General features: G+C 67.1%; 20 protein-coding genes. 10 read left to right on the top strand and 10 right to left on the bottom strand.

All coding sequences use genetic code 11. The features are described from left to right. Nucleotides 1-2: 2 nt before the first annotated feature. Complete coding sequence (locus tag BLR51_RS07730; protein ID WP_089845619.1) at nucleotides 3-461, bottom strand: (2Fe-2S)-binding protein; 459 nt, start codon at nucleotides 459-461, stop codon at nucleotides 3-5. Nucleotides 462-751: 290 nt separating this feature from the next. On the opposite strand from BLR51_RS07730, the gene BLR51_RS07725 reads away from it, so the two are divergent. Genes BLR51_RS07725 through BLR51_RS07710 form a run of 4 tightly spaced genes read left to right on the top strand, consistent with a single transcriptional unit; the run spans nucleotide 752 to nucleotide 3981 of the window. Continuing rightward, nucleotides 752-1459, top strand: a complete 708-nt coding sequence (locus tag BLR51_RS07725) for an ABC transporter permease (RefSeq protein WP_089845618.1) — start codon at nucleotides 752-754, stop codon at nucleotides 1457-1459. Next, nucleotides 1452-2207 (top strand): ATP-binding cassette domain-containing protein, encoded by a 756-nt coding sequence (locus BLR51_RS07720; RefSeq protein ID WP_089845615.1) that lies wholly within the window; start codon nucleotides 1452-1454, stop codon nucleotides 2205-2207. The genes BLR51_RS07725 and BLR51_RS07720 overlap by 8 nt, the downstream gene beginning before the upstream one ends. Before the next feature lie 22 nt (nucleotides 2208-2229). Then, the gene (locus BLR51_RS07715; protein WP_089845613.1) at nucleotides 2230-3051 is read left to right on the top strand and encodes an ABC transporter substrate-binding protein; all 822 of its coding nucleotides are present in this window, start codon (nucleotides 2230-2232) and stop codon (nucleotides 3049-3051) included. Between the two features lie 45 nt (nucleotides 3052-3096). Continuing rightward, a complete protein-coding gene (locus BLR51_RS07710; RefSeq protein ID WP_089845610.1) occupies nucleotides 3097-3981 on the top strand; it encodes a substrate-binding domain-containing protein in 885 nt (294 codons plus the stop codon). Between the two features lie 34 nt (nucleotides 3982-4015). Here the strand turns inward: BLR51_RS07710 and BLR51_RS07705 are convergent, their stop codons facing one another. From BLR51_RS07705 to BLR51_RS07670, 9 genes are all read right to left on the bottom strand, one after another. Continuing rightward, nucleotides 4016-6364 carry a mechanosensitive ion channel domain-containing protein gene (locus tag BLR51_RS07705; protein ID WP_089845606.1) on the bottom strand — a complete coding sequence of 783 codons (2349 nt, stop codon included), beginning with the start codon at nucleotides 6362-6364 and terminating at the stop codon, nucleotides 4016-4018. Between the two features lie 168 nt (nucleotides 6365-6532). Further along, nucleotides 6533-6658, bottom strand: a complete 126-nt coding sequence (locus BLR51_RS28445; RefSeq protein ID WP_269061956.1) for a hypothetical protein — start codon at nucleotides 6656-6658, stop codon at nucleotides 6533-6535. A 36-nt stretch (nucleotides 6659-6694) separates the two neighbouring features. Beyond that, a complete protein-coding gene (locus BLR51_RS07700; protein WP_089845604.1) occupies nucleotides 6695-7924 on the bottom strand; it encodes a formate dehydrogenase subunit gamma in 1230 nt (409 codons plus the stop codon). Nucleotides 7925-8040: 116 nt separating this feature from the next. Then, nucleotides 8041-8640 (bottom strand): formate dehydrogenase FDH3 subunit beta, encoded by a 600-nt coding sequence (gene fdh3B, locus BLR51_RS07695; protein WP_089845602.1) that lies wholly within the window; start codon nucleotides 8638-8640, stop codon nucleotides 8041-8043. Between the two features lie 11 nt (nucleotides 8641-8651). Further along, nucleotides 8652-11636, bottom strand: a complete 2985-nt coding sequence (locus tag BLR51_RS07690; protein WP_089845600.1) for a formate dehydrogenase subunit alpha — start codon at nucleotides 11634-11636, stop codon at nucleotides 8652-8654. A gap of 122 nt (nucleotides 11637-11758) precedes the next feature. After that, on the bottom strand, nucleotides 11759-11953 hold the full coding sequence (locus BLR51_RS07685) for a twin-arginine translocation signal domain-containing protein (RefSeq protein WP_089845598.1): 195 nt from the start codon (nucleotides 11951-11953) through the stop codon (nucleotides 11759-11761). A 49-nt stretch (nucleotides 11954-12002) separates the two neighbouring features. Beyond that, on the bottom strand, nucleotides 12003-12623 hold the full coding sequence (locus BLR51_RS07680; RefSeq protein ID WP_089845595.1) for a TorD/DmsD family molecular chaperone: 621 nt from the start codon (nucleotides 12621-12623) through the stop codon (nucleotides 12003-12005). Further along, nucleotides 12620-13228: a DUF3306 domain-containing protein gene (locus BLR51_RS07675; RefSeq protein ID WP_089845594.1), complete on the bottom strand. Its 609-nt coding sequence runs from the start codon at nucleotides 13226-13228 to the stop codon at nucleotides 12620-12622. The genes BLR51_RS07680 and BLR51_RS07675 overlap by 4 nt, the downstream gene beginning before the upstream one ends. Further along, entirely contained in the window at nucleotides 13225-13758 is a 534-nt protein-coding gene (locus BLR51_RS07670; protein WP_089845690.1) for a DUF3305 domain-containing protein, read from the bottom strand. Before BLR51_RS07670 ends, BLR51_RS07675 begins: the two co-directional genes overlap by 4 nt. A 371-nt stretch (nucleotides 13759-14129) precedes the next feature. Here BLR51_RS07670 and BLR51_RS07665 point away from each other — a divergent pair, with 371 nt between their 5' ends. Genes BLR51_RS07665 through BLR51_RS07640 form a run of 6 tightly spaced genes read left to right on the top strand, consistent with a single transcriptional unit; the run spans nucleotide 14130 to nucleotide 18811 of the window. Then, complete coding sequence (locus tag BLR51_RS07665) at nucleotides 14130-16076, top strand: 4Fe-4S binding protein (protein ID WP_089845592.1); 1947 nt, start codon at nucleotides 14130-14132, stop codon at nucleotides 16074-16076. A gap of 24 nt (nucleotides 16077-16100) precedes the next feature. After that, the gene (locus BLR51_RS07660; RefSeq protein ID WP_089845590.1) at nucleotides 16101-16292 is read left to right on the top strand and encodes a DUF6494 family protein; all 192 of its coding nucleotides are present in this window, start codon (nucleotides 16101-16103) and stop codon (nucleotides 16290-16292) included. A gap of 3 nt (nucleotides 16293-16295) precedes the next feature. Further along, nucleotides 16296-17369: an Mrp/NBP35 family ATP-binding protein gene (locus tag BLR51_RS07655; RefSeq protein ID WP_089845588.1), complete on the top strand. Its 1074-nt coding sequence runs from the start codon at nucleotides 16296-16298 to the stop codon at nucleotides 17367-17369. Next, nucleotides 17366-18079: a biotin/lipoate--protein ligase family protein gene (locus BLR51_RS07650; protein ID WP_089845586.1), complete on the top strand. Its 714-nt coding sequence runs from the start codon at nucleotides 17366-17368 to the stop codon at nucleotides 18077-18079. The genes BLR51_RS07655 and BLR51_RS07650 overlap by 4 nt, the downstream gene beginning before the upstream one ends. Then, the gene (locus BLR51_RS07645) at nucleotides 18076-18561 is read left to right on the top strand and encodes a DUF6505 family protein (RefSeq protein ID WP_089845583.1); all 486 of its coding nucleotides are present in this window, start codon (nucleotides 18076-18078) and stop codon (nucleotides 18559-18561) included. Before BLR51_RS07650 ends, BLR51_RS07645 begins: the two co-directional genes overlap by 4 nt. A 1-nt stretch (nucleotide 18562) precedes the next feature. Continuing rightward, nucleotides 18563-18811, top strand: coding sequence for a sulfurtransferase TusA family protein (locus BLR51_RS07640; RefSeq protein WP_089845581.1), 249 nt, complete (start codon nucleotides 18563-18565; stop codon nucleotides 18809-18811). The last annotated feature ends 2 nt before the right edge of the window (nucleotides 18812-18813 follow it).

Raw genomic sequence — 18813 nt, 5'->3', positions numbered from 1 at the left:
TCTTACCCTTCCAGCTGGTCGGCGGCGTCATGGATCGCCTTCCGGATGCGGACATAGGTGGCGCAGCGGCAGATATTGCCCGCCATGGCATTGTCGATATCGGCATCGCTGGGCTGACGCACCTCCAGCAGCAGGGCGGTGGCGCTCATCACCTGACCGGACTGGCACCAGCCGCATTGCGGCACGTCAAGCGCCCCCCATGCCGCCTGCACCGCGTCATATTCCGGGCCTTCCATGCCCTCGATCGTGGTGACGAAGCCGCCCTCGACCATGGACAGCGGCGTGACACAGGACCGTCGCGTCATGCCGTTCAGCATCACTGTGCAGGCGCCGCATTGCGCCACGCCGCAGCCGAATTTGGTGCCGGTCAGGCGCAGATCGTCGCGCAGCACCCAGAGCAGCGGGGTGTCGTCGGGCAGATCGACCGTCACCTCCCGACCGTTGAGTTCGAATGACGCCATGATGGTCCTCCTCGGCTGCGACAACGTGGCTGGATGGGCGGCGGAAATGATAGCGCTGCCGCAGGCCCCGTCCATGGCTGGGCGCCGCCTTTGCCGAAGAAAAAGCTGCTGTGCCGTCATTAGGGTTCGGATTTCGGGAAATTTTGCAGTATGGCGCAAGCCTGCGCGCAGCTCCAACGCTGCCACTTGCAGCGAAATGCTTGACTTTTGAGCAGGTAACGCGGATTGCTGGATCAATCCGGCCCCGCGCCCGCCCCGTCCAGCCGCATAATTTCCGGAAAGGGGAAATCTTGCACACCTTCACCGAGGCCTTTTCGCTCGCGCTGGCGCTGATCCTGACCGGCGGATCCGATCTTTACCAGATCGTCGGCCTGTCGCTGCAGGTCAGCCTTGGCGCCACGCTGGTCGCCTGTGCCCTTGGCCTGCCGCTGGGGGCGCTGGTCGCCATCGCGCGGTTCCGGGGGCGCAACCTGCTGCTGATCGTGATGAACGCGCTGATGGGCCTGCCGCCCGTGGTTGTCGGCCTGCTGGTCTATCTGCAGCTGTCGCGCTCGGGGCCGCTGGGGTTTCTGGGGCTGCTTTACACCCCCACCGCCATGGTGATCGCGCAGACCATCCTGATCACACCGATCATCGCGGCGCTGTCGCGGCAGGTGCTGGAGGATCTGCATGGCGAATATGCCGAACAGTTCCGCTCGCTCTGCCTGCGGCCCGCGCAGGTGATGGGCGCACTCCTGTGGGACGGGCGCCATGCGCTGCTGACCGTGGGGCTCGCGGGCTTTGGCCGCGCCGTGGCCGAGGTGGGCGCGGTGATGATCGTGGGCGGCAATATCGACCATCTGACGCGGGTGATGACCACGGCCATCGCGCTCGAAACCTCCAAGGGCGATCTGCCGCTGGCGCTGGCGCTGGGGCTTGTGCTGCTGGGGCTGGCGCTGGTCATCAACGGCGCCGTGCAGGCGCTGCGCCCTGCCGCACAAAGGCCCGTCCATGTCTGAGCTGACCGCCTTCCGCACGCAGGCCAAGGCTGCCAGCCCGGCGCTGAGCCCGCTGCTGCCGCTGGAGGTGCGCGGCCTGCGGCTGGGGTTCGGCGGCGCGCCGGTGCTGGACGGTCTGGATCTGCGGCTTGGCGCCAGCGGCTGCACCATGGTGATGGGCCCCAATGGCGCCGGCAAAAGCCTGCTGCTGAAGCTGCTGCACGGGCTGATGGCGCCGGATGCGGGCAGTCTGTCGTGGAATGGCAGCCCCCCGGGTCAGGCGACGGTGCGGCAGGCGCTGGTCTTCCAGAAACCGGTGCTGCTGCGCCGCAGTGTCATCGCCAACATGGATTTTGTGGTGCGGGCGCGCGGGGTGGATCCCGCCCGCCGCGACCACCTGCTGCAGGAAGTGGGGCTGGCGCATAAGGCGCGGCAGCCCGCGCGGCAACTGTCGGGCGGCGAGGCGCAGCGGCTGGCGCTGGCCCGCGCCCTGCTCACCGATCCCGAGGTGCTGCTGCTGGACGAACCCACCGCCAGCCTTGATCCCGCCTCGGTGCTGGTGATCGAACGCATCGTGGCCGCCGCGCGCGACCGCGGCACCCGCATCATCTTTGTCACCCATGACATCGGGCAGGCACGGCGCATGGCCGATGACGTGGTGTTCCTGCATCGCGGGCGCGTCGCCGAACACAGTCGCGCCTCCGCCTTTTTCCCCACGCCCAGCAGTGCGGCGGCGCGGGATTACCTGAACGGCAAGATTGTCGTCTGACCTTCCAGCAAAAGGATTCCCCATGTTGACCTCCCGTTTTCTGACCTCCTCCGCCCTTGTTCTGGGGCTGACCGGCGGCGCCATGGCGCAGGACACGTCCATTCTGGTGCAATCGACCACCTCCACCGCCAATTCCGGGCTTTATGACCATCTGCTGCCGCTCTTTACCGAAAAAACCGGCATTCAGGTGAATGTGGTCGCCGTGGGCACCGGTCAGGCCATCCAGAACGCGCAGAACTGCGATGCCGACGTGCTGCTGGTCCATGCCAAGCCCGCCGAAGAGAAATTTGTCGCCGAAGGCTACGGAACGCAGCGCACCGACCTGATGTATAACGATTTTGTCGTGGTCGGCCCCGAGGCGGACCCGGCGGGGGTCACCGGGATGACCGATGCCGAGGCGGCGCTGGCCAAGATCGCCGAGGCGGGTGCGCTTTTTGCCTCGCGCGGGGATGATTCCGGCACGCATAAAAAGGAACTGGCGCTGTGGCAGGCGGCAGGGGTCGATCCGGCCACGGGTTCGGGCGACTGGTATCGCGAGACCGGGTCCGGCATGGGCGCCACGCTGAATGCCGGGATCGGCATGGGCGGCTATGTGCTGACCGACCGCGCCACATGGATCAGCTTTGACAACAAGCAGGATTACACCATCGCCGTCGAAGGCGACACGGACATGTTCAACCAGTATGGCGTGATCCCGGTGAACCCGGAAAAATGCCCCGAGGTGAAGATCGAGGCAGCGCAGGACTTCGCCGACTGGCTGGTCTCTGCCGAAGGTCAGGCGGCCATTGCCGACTATACCATCGACGGGCAGCAGCTTTTCTTCCCCAACGCCCCGCAAAGCTGATAGTCCTGCGGGGGCAGCGCCTTTCTGCCCCCGCAAGACAGACCGATGACCACAAGCCAGACACCTTCGCATGACTATCTCACCGTCCGGGAACTGGCGGATCTGCTGCGCCTGAAAGAGCGCAAGGTCTATGACCTTGCCGCCTCGGGCGCGCTACCCTGTTCGCGCGCCACCGGCAAGCTGCTGTTCCCGGCGACCGAGATCCGCGACTGGATCGCCCGCGCGCAGTCGGGCGGCCTGCCCGCCCAGCCCGACCGGCCCCGGGTGTTTCTGGGCAGCCATGATCCGCTGCTGGACTGGGCGATCCGGCAGTCCCGCTGCGGGCTTGCCACCTATTTCGACGGCTCCGAACAGGGGTTGCGCCAGTTCGCCGCGCGCGAAGGCGTGGCGACCGGCCTGCACCTTCCGGACCCCTCCGGCGGCTGGAACCGCACCGCCGCGCAGGACATCTGTGGCGGGCAGGACGCGGTGCTCTTGCGCTTTGCGACGCGCAGGCGCGGGCTGGTGCTGCGCCCCGACGGACCCGCACCGCAGCGGCTGGGTGATCTGGCGGGCCTGCGGATCGTGGCACGGCAGGAAGGATCCGGCTCGCAGCGGCTGCTGCAGCAGCTGATCCGGCAGGAAGGGCTCGACCCCGCTAAGCTCAGCTTCACCGCCCCCGAACGGACCGAGGACGAGGCCGTGCAATGCGTCCGCCGTGGCGAGGCGGATGCCGCGCTGGGGCTCGACTGTGCCGCGCGCGCGGCGGGCCTGCCCTTCGTGCCGCTGGTCGAGGAAAGCTTCGATCTGCTCTGCGACCGCAAGGCGGTGTTCGACCCGCCGCTGCAGAGCCTGCTGGAGTTCTGCCGCAGCCCCGCCTTCCATGACCGCGCGACAAGCCTTGGCGGCTATGACGTGACGGGGCTGGGCCGCGTGGTCTGGAACGGCTGACCGGCCCCGCCCGAAGACGGGGCCGCGCCCTGCCTCAGCTTTCGCCCGCGCCTTCGCTGCGGATGCGGAACGGCTGGGTGGTGCCGTCCTTTGCCTCGCCCAGATAGATGGTCTGATGCGGGAAGGGGATTTCGATGTTGCGGTCATCGAACACCCGCTTGAGCACGCCGTTATAGGCCCGGCCCACGCCCCATTGCGCACCCGGCACGCATTTGATCCGTGCCCGCACCACCACGGCGCTGTCACCGAAGGCATTGATGCCGAACCATTCCAGATCGCCCATGATCGACTTGGCCTGCTCCGGATCGCTGCGCAGTTCCTCGAACGCGTCGAGCATGGCCTGCTTCACCTCGTCGATGTTCTCGCGATAGGCCACGCCCATGTCGCAGACGAAATAGCCGAATTCACGCACGAAGTTGGTGACCATGTCGACCGAAGAGAACGGGATGACATGAAACGCCCCGCTGAGATCGCGCAGGCTGACCGAGCGGATGGTCAGCCGTTCCACCACGCCGGTGGTGCCGCCCACCGTGACCACATCGCCCACGTTCATCGCATTCTCGAACTGGATGAAGATGCCGGTGATGATGTCCTGCACCAGCTTCTGCGCACCAAAACCGATGGCCAGACCCAGAACCCCCGCCGAGGCCAGCAGCGGCGCGATGTCGAGCCCCACCTCGGACAGCACGAACATCAGCGTGATGATGACCAGCGCGATGGTGGCGGCATTGCGCAGCAGCGTCAGCAGCGTGCGTTCCCGCGCCGTGGCGATCGATCCGAATTCCGGGTTCAGCCGGTAATCCACCCACGAGGTCATGGCCACCCAGACCACGAAGGCCACCAGCAGCACCGCCGCCACCGAAAAGATCGTGCTGGTCAGCTGCACGCCGATCTGGCTGGCCATCCACGCGCGCAGGTCGATCAGGCTGATCGCGTTCAGCGCAAAGACCACCACCAGCACGAAGATGGCAAAGCGCAGCACCACCAGCAGCTTCGGCACGAAGGTGTTGAGCCGCTTTTCCAGCAGCGGCAGCCGCGCGTTGACGGTGTCGGGCAGCTGCACCCCGCGCACCACGACACGCGACAGCACCCCCGACAGCGTGATCCCCAGCAGCGCCACCACCAGCACCTGACCGGAATTCAGCAGCGAGCGGAAGGCGGCGTCAGCGGGCTGCACCAGCACCAGCACCAGCATCACCAGCAGATAAAGCAGCGCGGGCCAGTGCCAGTGCCGGGCAAGGAAATGCAGCGGGCCGCGTTTCCTGCGCGCGGGCTCTGGCGCGCCCATGGGGAATTCCTCGGGGGCGGCGGAGGCGGGCATCGCCCCGGCCTCGACCTCGCGCACCAGACGCTGTTCCTCGGCGTGATGCTCGGGCGGCTGGCCGCCGCGTTCCAGCCAGTCGGCCACGGGGCGCCGGTTGCGCAGCACCAGCCAGATGGCCAGACCCACGACCAGCACCGCGATCAGCGCCGACACCGCGCGCCCTGCCGCGGCAGAGGCCTGCGCGTTGATGATCGGCACCACCAGAAGCTGGCCATAGCCCACCAGCCCCACCATCAGATTGAGCCGCCGCGCCAGATAGCGCGCCGCCGTGTCCGAGACCGGCAGAGGCCGCAGGTTGTGCGCAGAGGGCGACAGCACCAGCCGCACCGCCACCTTGGCCAGTTCCACGATCAGGAAGGCGTTGAGGTAAAGCGTCTGGCGGATGCCGATCTGGCCGAAATTGCCCAGAACCAGCGTGGCCAGCAGATAGCCCACCGCCCATGAGATTGCGACGATCAGGATGTCGATCAGCCCGGAGGCGACAAACAGGAACAGCGTGCGCAGCCAGCCACTGTCGCGCGCGGTGGCGCCCATGCGGGCGTAGATGCCCTTGCCCAGACGGCGCAGCAGCAGGAACACCGCAAACGTGACCACGATCACCAGCGCCAGTTCCTGCAGGGCGCCAAGCAGCACCCCGGCTTCGGAGCCGCTCAGCCCGTCAAACACCTGCGGCGCGCGCACAAGCTGCGCCCATGCGCCTTCCAGCGCGCCTGCCACATCCTGCGCCACCTCCTGCGTGATCAGCGCGATGCGGCGGCCAAAGGACATTTCTTCGGGCAGCGCCATGCCTTCGGGGGCCAGCGTCTCGACGATCTGTTCATCGACCGGGGCGGCCACCTCCTGCTGCGCGGCGCGCAGATCCTCGATCAGCGCGGCGCGGCTGGCATCATCCTCGATCACGTCCAGCAGCAGATCCAGATTGCTGCGCACGGGGTCAGAGGTGGCTTCGGCGTCCGGACTGGCGGTGTCCTGCGCAAGCACGGGGGTCGAAGGGAAGACGCCGAGCGCCACGGTTGCGAGGATCAGCAGAGCTGCGATCCGAAGTCCAAGTCGTTTCATGCCACCACGTTCGGTTACCAAAGTCACAGAGGCCCTGCCTGCGACAGCAGGGCCGGGATTGACACCGGCGGATCATCACAGTTCCGTGATGATCCGCCGCAGCATCTTCCTGTGGGGTATTTAGGCTCGTGCGCCCGCTTGGCCAGAAGAAGCTGACCCGCGCGGCGGTCAGTCGAGCCGCACGGCGGGGCTGGAATAGACCTCTGCCGAAGTCAGCCCGATCTGGTGCAGCCCATACCAGGCTGCGACCCCGATGATGATGATTGCGGCGAAACCGCTCAGCATGGCTTTCATGGAATGGTCTCTTTCACGTCCGTGCCGGTTGTGGCGTCATTCCGCCGGGGTGGCGGATTTGCCCTTGGGGGTCTCGCCGCGCGCCTTCAGCTCGTCATACCAGATGGAATGGTGCTGATGCGCCCAGTTCTCGTCCACCTCGCCCGATCCCATCGCGTCATAGGCGCCTTCCATGCCCACGGTGCCGATATAGATATGGCCGATGATGACCGCCATCAGCCCGAAGGCGACGATGGAATGCCAGAGCTGCGCGAACTGCATCTCTTCCTGCGGGGCAAGATCGACGGGCAGCGGATCCATCCCCACCCAGCCCGGCGCGCCCAGATCGTTGAGAAACTGGAAGCTGTGCGCAAAAAGCGGCATGTCGAACGGGAACAGCAGCGACAGCCCCGAGACGGAGATCGACGCGCCGAGCAGGATCACCGACCAGAAGATGATCTTCTGGCCCGCGTTGAACTTCTTCGCGGGGGGGTGGTTCTTGCCGATGATGCCGCCCGCCTGCGCGAACCATGTGAGGTCGGTGCGGTTGGGAATGTTGTGCCAGACCCACATGAAAAACACCATGACCAGCGCCAGCATGAAGGCCCAGCTGACATTGTTGTGGATGAATTTCGACGCGGTCAGCAGCACGCTGTTGGCCTCGTGCCCCAGGATCGGGATCAGATACATCCGGCCAAACAGGGTGAAAAGGCCGGTCAGGCCCAGCAGGATGAAGGATCCGGCCAGCATCCAGTGCGCGAAACGTTCGATCCACTGAAACCGCAGCACCGTGGTGCCCGCCTTGCCGCCTTCGATGCGGACCCGTCCGCGCAGCAGGTAGAACACCGCCAGCACCGCGATGGTGACCAGAAGCAGCAGCCCGCCGTAATGGGCCAGCGGACCTTCCCGGAATTCCAGCCACCACATGCCGCCGTCCTGAATCAGCACCCGGCCATTGGGGTTGAGCGTGGAGCTTTGCACATCCGCCTCGTCATAGCGCAGCGCGCGCCAGAGATCGGCATCAGAGGCCGCGCCGCGCGGACCCAGCCCGCCGGGGGGCGTGCCCGCCGCCTCGGCCCGTTCTGCGGCGCGCTCCAGACTGTTGCGGCGGAAGTCGTCATCCACCTTCAGCCCTTCCTGCCGCCGCAGGATGTCGTCAAGCGTCTGCGCGCCGCCAGTGGCGGAGCGGTCGATCTGGGCGGGCGCACCGGCATCCTGTGCCGCCACGCCCATGGGGGCGGCGGTCAGCAGGACCAGCGCAAGAAAGGCCATGACATGGCGCAGCATGGGAAACTCCCGGAAAACGGGCCGGACGGCGCGCGCGGCAGTGCCGCACCCCCCGCCCGACCGGCGTTGAAAGGCCAAGAACGGGCCCGCGCGGGGCCCGTCCGTCCGGTTCCGTATCAGGGCGTCGGGTTCTTCGACTCATAGGCCGTGCCCCAGCCCCATGCGCCCGAGCCGAAGCCGCGGGCCACGACGCGCTCGCGGTAGATCTCGGACACCATGTCGCCATCCCCGGCCAGCAGCGCCTTGGTGGAGCACATCTCGGCGCAGATCGGCAGCTTGCCCTCGGCGATCCGGTTGCGGCCGTATTTCTGGAACTCGGCCTGTGAGCCGTTTTCCTCGGGGCCACCGGCGCAGAAGGTGCATTTGTCCATCTTGCCGCGGGATCCGAAATTGCCCGCCTGCGGATATTGCGGCGCGCCAAACGGGCACGCGTAGAAGCAGTAGCCGCAGCCGATGCACAGATCCTTGGAATGCAGGACGATGCCTTCCTCGGTCTGGTAGAAGCAGTCCACCGGGCAGACCGCCATGCAGGGCGCATCCGAACAGTGCATGCAGGCCACCGAGATCGAGCGTTCGCCCGGCTCGCCGTCCTGAATGGTCACCACCCGGCGGCGGTTGATGCCCCACGGCACCTCGTGCTCGTTTTTGCACGCGGTGACGCAGGCGTTACATTCGATGCAGCGCTCGGCATCGCACAGAAATTTGGCTCGTGCCATGATGTAGTTCCTTATGCCGGCATGATCTTGCAGAGAGTGGCCTTGGTCTCCTGCATCTGGGTGACGCTGTCATAGCCATAGGTCTGCGCGGTGTTGGTCGACTCGCCCAGAACGTAGGGATCGGCGCCGTCGGGATATTTCGACCGCTGGTCGACCCCTTCGAAATGCCCGCCGAAGTGGAAGGGCATGAAGGCCACGCCTTCGCCCACCCGCGGTGTCACCTGCGCCATGACCTTGACCTTGCCGCCCTCGGGGCCTTCGACCCAGACCTGCGCCCCGTCGCGCACGCCCAGATTGTTGGCGTCCCGCGGGTTGATCTCGACGAACATGTTCTGCTGCAGTTCGGCCAGCCACGGGTTCGACCGCGTCTCGTCGCCGCCGCCCTCGTATTCGACCAGCCGCCCGGAGGTGAGGATGATCGGATAGTCGCGCGAGAAGTCGTTCTTCTGGATCGAGGCGTAAAGCGTCGGCACCCGCCAGAACGACTTGTCCTCGTAGGTCGGGTAATCCGCCACCAGATCGCGCCGGTTGGTGTAAAGCGGCTCGCGGTGCACGGGGATCGGGTCGGGGAAGGTCCAGACCACGCAGCGCGCCTTGGCATTGCCGTAGGGCGCGCAGCCATGCAGGATCGCGACGCGCTGGATGCCGCCCGACAGGTCGGTCTTCCAGTTGACGCCGCCGACCTTTTCCACCCATTCCGAAGGGTAGGGCCCGGTCTGCGACTGCTCGCCCACCACCGTTTCGGTTTCGGGCCGCGCCTCCAGATAGCCCGACACCCATTCGATCATGCCCCGCTCATAGGGGGTCAGGTCGCTGTCCCAGCCCAGATCGATGAGCATCTGCATGGTGAATTCGGGATAGCCGTCCTGAATTTCCGACCCCACCGTATAGGTGCCTTCGGCCAGCAGGTTGTCGCCGTTATATTCCACGCCATAGCGCGCGCGGAACGGCAGGCCGCCCTGCGCCACCGGGATCGACTGGTCGTAAAGGTTGGCCGAACCGGGGTGGTTCATCTCGGGCGTGCCCCAGCAGGGCCACGGCATCCCGTAGAAATCGCCATCGCAGGGCCCGCCATTGGCGCGCAGCGTGGTGCGGTCAAAGGTGTGCTGGTTGGCCATGTGCTTTTTCAGCCGCTCCGGCGACTGGCCGGTATAGCCGACGGTCCACATGCCGCGATTGAACTCGCGGGTCAGATCCTCGATGTTGGGCTCGTCCTCGCTGTCCATGGAAATGTTGCGCAGCATCTGGTCGGCAAAGCCGAACTTGCGCGCGAATTTCGTCATGATGACGTGGTCGGGCAGGCTTTCGAACAGCGGATCCACCACCTGATCGCGCCACTGCAGCGAGCGGTTGGAGGCGGTGACCGATCCGCGGGTTTCGAACTGCGTGGTGGCGGGCAGCAGATAGGTGTTGTCCGTCCGGTCATGCAGGATCGCCGACACGGTGGGGAACGGATCCACCACCACCAGCAGGTCGAGCTTTTCCATCGCCGTCTTCATTTCCTTCAGACGGGTCTGGGAGTTGGGCGCATGGCCCCAGAACACCATGGCGCGGGTGTTGTCGGGCTGTTCAAGGTTGTCCTTGGCTTCCAGCACGCCATCGATCCAGCGGGAGACGGGGATGCCGGTCAGGCCCATCATCTCCTTGTCCTTGCCGTCCTTGCCCTTCATCGTGACGAAGCGCGACTTGAGGTAATCCAGATCCTCGCCCCAGACGCGGGCCCAATGCGCCCATGCCCCGGCGGTCAGGCCGTAATAGCCCGGCAGCGTGTCGGCCAGAACGCCAAGGTCGGTGGCGCCCTGCACGTTGTCATGGCCGCGGAAGATGTTGGTGCCGCCGCCGGCCACGCCCATGTTCCCCAGCGCCAGCTGCAGGATGCAATAGGCGCGGGTGTTGTTGTTGCCGTTGCTGTGCTGCGTGCCGCCCATGCACCAGATCACGGTGCCGGGACGGTTGTTGGCCAGCGTGCGCGCCACGCGCTCCAGCTGGGTGCCGGGCACGCCGGTCACACGCTCCACCTCTTCGGGGGTCCAGCGGGCGACTTCGGTGCGGATCTGGTCCATGCCCCAGACGCGGGTGCGGATGAATTCCTGATCTTCCCAGCCGTTTTCAAAGATGTGCCACAGCAGGCCCCAGACCAGCGCCACGTCGCTGCCCGGACGGAAGCGGACGAATTCGTCGGCATGGGCGGCGGTGCGGGTGAAGCGCGGATCGCAGACGATCAGCGGCGCGTTGTTCTGTTCCTTGGCCTTCAGCACATGCTGCAGCGAGACGGGATGCGCCTCGGCGGGGTTGCCGCCGATGATGAAGATCGCCTTGGAATTGTGGATGTCGTTGTAGCTGTTGGTCATGGCGCCGTAGCCCCATGTGTTGGCCACGCCCGCCACGGTGGTCGAATGGCAGATGCGCGCCTGATGGTCCACGTTGTTCGTGCCCCAGTAGGCGGCGAACTTGCGGAACAGATACGCCTGTTCGTTGGAATGCTTGGCCGAGCCCAGCCAGTAGACGCTGTCGGGGCCAGAGCTTTCGCGGATCGACAGAAGCTGGTCGCTGACCTCGTTGATGGCCTGCTCCCACGAGATCCGCTGCCATTCGCCGCCGACCTTCTTCATGGGGTATTTCAGCCGCCGTTCGCCATGCGCATGTTCCCGCACCGAAGCACCCTTGGCGCAATGCGCGCCGAGGTTGAACGGGCTGTCCCAGCCGGGCTCCTGCCCGACCCAGACGCCGCCCTGCACTTCGGCGATGACGGTGCAGCCCACCGAACAATGCGTGCAGACGGTCTTGCGGGTTTCGATGGCGCCGCTGGCCACGGCAGTGGCCGCATCGGCGCGGCTGACGGTGCCGCCGGTGGCGGCGATGGCCGCAAGCCCGCCGATGGCGAGCCCCGATCCGCGCAGGAAGGCGCGCCGGTCAACCGAGGTTCGCCCCACCTCGGCAAGGAGACTTGTCCGCTGGGAGCGTCGCGCAACCCCGTTGGTCTTTTTCCTCAACATGTGTCTTACTCCCTAGCGTGCTCGGCCCCCATGGTGCGTCGCTTGCTTGGTTACGGGTTCGGTGCCTTGGACAGTCGGGCGTCACGCAACCAGTCGTCCTTGGCGGTGGATCCAGCGTCCGGTCAGAACCGGGCGGAGGCGTAATAGGCGCGGGTATGCGCGGTATCCTGCATCTTGGTCTGCGACAGGTCGGGTTCGGCGGCCTGCGCTTCGGTTCCGTCCGTGGTCACCACCGCCACCACCGCAAGCGGTGCCGCCGTGGAGGCCAGTTTCAGAAAGCCGCGGCGGCTGGTGGCCGTCTCGTCGGTCCGGGTCATCACAATCCTCCTGTTCCTCTAGGGTGGCGGTTGCCCGCCGGGGTGCGGATCACTCCGCGCTCATCCGAAAGGCTTCGGCCTCGATCTCCATGAACGCCCGGCCCAGACGGCCGACCGGCGCATAGAAGACAGAGTTCTTCGCCCCTTCGAGATCGGTGAAAAAATGCCCCGCCCATGGTCCGATATGGCGGTTGAAAAAGGCTTTCTGCTGGGCCAGCGTCGCGGGCGCGCCAAAACGGCCCACGATCATCGCGCCCATCATCTCCATCAGGCTGGCGATGTTGTCCTCGGGTTCGAACACCGTTTCGGCCCGGGCCAGCCCGCGCAGCGCCATGTCCTGCCGCAGCAGCGCCAGCGGCTTTTCGTTCAGAAAGCCGGTCAGGTAATAGGAGGCATAGGGCAGCAGTTCGCCCCGCCCCAGCCCGATGAACAGGCGGTTGTATTCGCTGGTCACGGCGGCGGGCTTGGTCAGCCGCGCCATCTTGGCCAGCGTCCCCACCGCCTCGCCGATGGCGCCGTCGCTGCCCTGCAGCCCGGCGGTCTGGTCCAGCAGCATCTGGTCGGGCGGCTGCGCCAGCAGCACGCCCAGATAGTTGTAAAGATCGGCGCGCAGACGGTCTTCTTCGTCGATGCGCAGGTCGGGAGCGGCGGTCATGGGATCATCCGTCATGTCTGGTCCTCGAAGCGGAACTGCATGCGCCGGAAGCTGGGCGGCAGGGCGGCGTCTTCGGGATCGGTCTCGGGGGCGGGATCGGATTCGGGCCGGGGCGCCGGGGCCACGGCCAGCGTCGGGCCGGGCGTGTCAGGCAGGCGGACCGGATCCAGCGGTTCGGGCTCGGGGGCGGGCGCGTCATCGGCCTGCGCCGCGGCCAGCCGCTCGGGGGCCGTGGCCAGATGTTCCAGATGCGCGAGCAGGCCGCGCCCCACCTCATAGGTGGTGCCAAAGCCCGGCGCGCAGGGCACGATCTTGGTGTAATCGTCGGCGTAATCCACCAGCCCGTCGAGATTGGCAAGCAGCGGATTGCTGCGCCACAGCGCGCGCAGGGCGCGCGTTTTCAGCCGCTGCGGCAGGGCGGAACGCAGGAATTTCTGCACCATCTCGCCCGAAGCCACATCCTCGGGCAGCGGCAGCCCCGCCTCGGCCAGCAGGTCGTCATCGCTGCGCGCGGCCTGCGCGGCCTCGGCCTCGGCGCGGTCGGTCTCGCGCAGCGCTGCCACCTCGGCCCGGCTTTCGGCATCCACGGCGGCTTTGCGGCGGGCCCAGAAATCGCTCATGTCAGCCGCCCCCGTTTCAGCGCGGGCGAGGCATAGACATCGCCTTCGGTGCTGATGCGCGGATCGCCGATGCCATCCTGACGGCCATCGGTTTTGGCCCGGTCACGGCGGCGTTTCACGAACTCCTCCTCGTGGTGGAAGCGTTCGACAAAATCCCCGACCCAGGCCAGCAGCCCCGGCGGCATCGGGATCTTCTCCACCACATCCTCGCCATTGTCGTTGTAATCCTGCGCCTCATAGGGCGAGGCGGTGACCAGCACCATGTCGAAGGGATGCGGCCCCAAGACCGGGCGCATGATGACGTAAACGCTGGGCTCGCGGGCGGTGATGCCGTGCAGATAGGCCTCGGTCTCGGCCTTGTAGAGCTCCAAAGTCAGCGTGGTGGCGTGGTAATCCACCGCGTCGCCCTCGCGCCGCAGCTCGCGCCAGTCCGCAGGACCAGCGCCGGGCAGGATCGCCACCGCGCGCCACGCCCATTTTGCCCAGCGGGTGACACCGGGAGTGCGGCGCATCACCACGCCGATCGGCATGTGCTGGTCAAAACTGGGATATGCTGACACGAGTATTCCTTCCTCCGTCCCCTATTGGAACAGCAAGCCGCAGAAAAGAAAGACACAATCGGCGTGACCCTGCGTTTTTGCCGCATTTTCGGACAAAAAATCCTGTCCGCCCGGGGCGGACAGGCCCTTGGCCCCGGAAAAGCAAAATCCGAGTTTTTCGCTTGGATTTTTTGCTGCGGGGCAGCACACGAATCACGGAGCCGTGCTCTGGCAGCCGGTGGTTGCCTTCTGCGGAAATCCGCCACAGGAAAGGGGACGGTCGGACAGGCGAATCACCGCGCCACCCCGATCCCACCCACTGCGGACATCCCGGCGCCCCGGGGTTGGACAGAAGGCACACCATGACCAAGACCTTGATACCGTGCGATTGTCTGGGCACTCAGGCGCTTGATGCCAAGGCGCTGTCCAAAGCCACCGGCCTGCAGGTGATGCCGGTCTGTTCGGCGCTCTGCACCACCGATCTGTCCCGCGCCGCCGACGCGCTGACGCAAGGGAATGCCGTGATCTGCTGCACGCAGGAATCCCGCGTGTTCGAAGCGCTGGCCGCCGATCTGGATCTGCCGCCCCCTGCCCTGCTGGATCTGCGCGACCGCGCCGGATGGAGCGCCGATCCCCGTTCCAAACTGCCCAAGATGGCCGCGCTGACCGCCGAGGCGATGCTGCCCGCCGCCCCCGAAAAGGCGCTGGACGTGATCTCGGAAGGGCTGTGCCTTGTGCTGGGCGCCGCCGATGTGGCGCTGGCGGCGGCGGAACAGCTTGCCCCGCATCTGGGGGTGACCGTGCTGCTGGAGGAGGCGGAGGATCTGCCCGACAGCCGCGCCTATGAGGTCATCACCGGCAAGCTGCGCCGGGCACAGGGCGCGCTTGGCCAGTTCCGCGTCACCATCGATGCGCTGCGGCAGGTCCAGCCCGGCGGGCGCGGCAGCCTGACCCTGACCGAACCGCGCGACGGCGGCATTTCCGACTGCGACATCGTGCTGGATCTGCGCCGCGCGCCGCCGCTGTTCCCCGCCCCCGAAAAGCGCGAGGGCTATCTGCGCGCCGATCCGGGCAATCCGCTGGCGGTGGCGGCGGCGGTCATGGCCGCCTCGCATCTGACCGGCACGTTCGAAAAGCCGCTGCATGTGCGCACCGATGCGCTGCTCTGCGCCCATTCCCGCGCCGGGCAGACCGGCTGCACCCGCTGTCTGGATCTGTGCCCCACCGGCGCGATCGTGCCCGACGGCGATCACGTCACCGTTGATCCGATGATCTGCGCGGGCTGCGGCGCCTGTTCCGCCGTCTGCCCCTCTGGCGCGATCAGCTTTGACGCGCCGCCGGTCGATCTGATCCTGCGCCGGGTGCAGGTTCTGGCGCAAAGCTATCTGGCGGCGGGCGGCTTCGTGCCCCGGCTGCTGGTGCATGACGCCACGGGGGCCGAGATGATCCGCCTTGCCGCGCGCCATGGCGACGGGCTGCCCGCCGATGTGCTGCCGCTGGACCTGCCCAGCATCGGCGTCTTTGGCCATGCCGAAATGCTGGCGGCGCTGGCGGCGGGCTTTGCCGCGGTCACGCTGCTGCCCGGCCCGGGCAGCGACCGCACAGCCCTTGAGGCGCAGATCACGCTGGCCCGCGCGCTGGCAGGCGCCGACCGCATCGACCTGCTCGACACCCCCGACCCCGAGGTGCTGACCGCCACGCTTTATGACGCGAGCGCCCCCGCTCCGGTCGCCACGCCGGTGCGCCCCATGGGCACGCGGCGGCAGGTGACGCGGCAGGCGGCGCGGGCGCTGAATCCGGGCACCGACACGCTGCCCCTGCCGCAGGGCGCGCCCTATGGCGCGGTGCTGGTCGATACCGATGCCTGCACGCTGTGCCTGTCCTGCGTGTCGCTCTGCCCCTCGGGCGCGCTTGGCGACAATCCCGACCTGCCGCAGCTGCGCTTTCAGGAAGATGCCTGCCTGCAATGCGGCATCTGCGCGACCGCCTGCCCCGAGGATGCGATCACCTATGAACCGCGCCTGCTGCTCGCCGAAGAGGCGCTGAGCCAGCGCGTGCTGCACGAGGAAGAGCCCTTTGCCTGCATCGACTGCGGCACGCTCTTCGGGGTGAAATCCACCATCGAGCGGATCACCGAAAAACTCTCCGGTCACGCGATGTTCAGCGGCGACAAGCTGCGGATGATCCAGATGTGTGACAACTGCCGCGTGAACGCGCAGTATCACACGCAGGACAATCCCTTTGCCGGACGCGACAGACCCCGCCCGCGCACCACCGAGGATTACCTGTCAAAGCGCCGCGATCACTAGGCGGCCCAACCAACGGAGCAGGCGATGAGCGACGATTTCAACATGTCGATGCGGAAATTCCTCAAGCAGGTGGGCGTCACCTCGCAGCAGGCGATCGAAGACGCGATGCGCGGCGCCGACACCGCGGGCAAGACCTACAAGGTGCGCGCCGTGCTCACCATCGAAGAGCTGGACCTTCACCACGAGGTCACCGGCGAGATCAAGGGACAGGAGTAAACCTTGCCAGCCAGCAGAGAGACGGTTCAGGCCGTCCTGAAAACCATCGCCGACCCGGTGCGGGGCGGCGACATCCTGTCCAGCGGCGTCGTGCGCGCGCTGAATGTCGACGCGGCGGGCGCCGTGCGTTTTGTCATGGAAATTCCCGGCAATGCCGGCACCGCCTATGGCGCCGCCCGGACCGAGGCCGAGACCGCGCTGCGCGCCACCGAAGGTGTCACGGCGGTGTCGGTGGTGATGACCGCGCATTCCGAAAAGGCGCCGCCGCCCGATCTGCGCGGCCCGCGTGCCGCCGCCGAACCGCAGGGGCCGCAGGGCATTCCGGGGGTGGCGCATATCATCGCCATCGCCTCCGGCAAGGGCGGCGTGGGCAAGTCCACCGTCGCCTCCAACCTTGCCTGCGCGCTGGCGCAGCAGGGCCGCCGCGTCGGTCTGCTGGATGCCGATGTCTACGGGCCCTCGCAGCCGCGCATGCTGGGGGTGTCGGGCCGTCCCGCCTCGCCCGATGGCAAGACGATCCTGCCGCTGCGCAACCATGGCGTCACGCTCATGTCCATCGGGCTGATGACCAACGAGGATCAGGCGGTGGTCTGGCGCGGTCCCATGCTGATGGGCGCGCTGCAGCAGATGCTGATGCAGGTGCAGTGGGGCGCGCTTGACGTGCTGCTGGTCGATCTGCCGCCCGGCACCGGCGACGTGCAGATGACGCTGGCGCAGAAGGCGCGGGTCGATGGCGCCATCGTGGTCAGCACCCCGCAGGATGTGGCCCTGCTGGACGCGCGCAAGGGCATCGACATGTTCCGCCAGATGAACGTGCCGCTGCTTGGCATGATCGAAAACATGTCCACCCATGTCTGTTCCGCCTGCGGGCATGAAGAACATGTCTTCGGCCATGGCGGTGTCGCGGCAGAGGCGGCAAAGCTCGGCGTGCCGCTTCTGGCAGAGGTGCCGCTGGATCTGCAGATCCGGCTCGCCTCTGACGGCGGCGCCCCCATCGTGGTCAGCGCGCCGGACAGCGCGCAGGCGCAGGCCTTTCACGCCGTGGCCTCGGCGCTGGTTGCACGGGGTCTGGCATGACCGAGGGCGCCGATCTGGTCTTTCCGCCGCTGCTCTGGGGCGAGGAGGTCACGACCGATGCCTTTGACCATGCCTGCCGTCGCGCGCTTCTGGGCTGCGATGCGGGGCTGGTGGCATGGCGCGCCACGCCCGACCTGCTGGAGGGTGCGCTGGTGCTGGCCCCGGACGTGCCGCTCAGCCGCGCCATGACCATGCTGCCGCTCTGCGGCGTGGGCTTCCAGAACGCGCTTGGCGCGCTGGCCCCGCCGGAAGTGGCGGTGCATCTGGACTGGGATGGCGGGCTGCGGGTCAATGGCGCCTCCTGCGGGGGGTTCCGCTGCATGGCCGCCAGCGCCGATCCCGACGCGGTGCCCGACTGGCTGGTGATCGGCTTCGCCCTGCCGCTGCTGCCGGAAAACGACGCGCCCGGCACCACGCCCGACCGCACCTCGCTTTACGCCGAAGGCTGCGCCGAGGTCTTCCCCCCCGCCCTGCTGGAGGCATGGGCCCGGCACACGCTTGGCTGGATCAGCCGCTGGGAACAGGACGGATCGCGCGGGCTGCATGCCGAATGGCGCGGGCTGGCGCATGGTCTGGGCGAGCCTGCCCGCCAGAACGGCCAGACCGGGCTGTTTGTCGGCGTGGACGAGGATTTTGGCATGCTGCTGCGCGACGATCACGGCACCACCCATCTGATCCCCCTGACCACCCTGCTGGAGCCCGCGCCATGAAACTTGCCCGCGCCATCCATTTTGATGAAAGCGACCAGCGCGTCTACGCCTCGCCCGCGCGCACCGGCGAATGGTGCATTGCGGGCGGGTTCGAGTTTTCCGACTGGACCGAGGGCGACCTGACCGGCAAGGCGCGGCAGGCCTTTGCCAACGGCTTTCTCGGGCTCGAAACCTTTGGCCGCGTGACCTTCGTGGCGGTGACGGTGGTGGAGCCCGCCGAACTGGCGCAGCTGACCGAAACGCTGGCCGGACATTTTGTCGACTGGTATGGCGCGCCCTCGCAGGATCTGGCGCGGCCCGTCGCGGCAGAGGAACTGGCGCAGATGCGGGATCTTTGCGAGGATCACGCCCCCAACACCCTGCTGACCGTCGCGCGCGAGCTGACCTCGGCAGGCGTGCGCGAGATGTTCCGCGCGCTTGACCCGCGCGAGGCCGGGCTGGACCAGTTCGCGCTGCATGGCAGTCTGGACGAGGATCACTGAGATGGACGACGGCAAGACCCGGGCGGCATGGGATCAGGATCTGGATGCGCAGGGCCTGCTCTGCCCGCTGCCGGTGCTGAAGGCGCGCAAGCGGCTGGCGGGCATGGCACAGGGTCAGGTGCTGCGGATGCTGGCCACCGATCCCGCCGCCGTCATCGACGTGCCGCATTTCTGCGCCGAGGCCGGGCATGACCTGCTGGGATCCGAAGATCAGGACGGCCTGCAGATCTATCTGATCCGCAAGGGCTAGGG

The sequence above is a fragment of the Salipiger marinus genome (assembly GCF_900100085.1).
Taxonomy (GTDB): domain Bacteria; phylum Pseudomonadota; class Alphaproteobacteria; order Rhodobacterales; family Rhodobacteraceae; genus Salipiger; species Salipiger marinus.
This window is presented reverse-complemented; position numbering and strand designations above follow the sequence as displayed.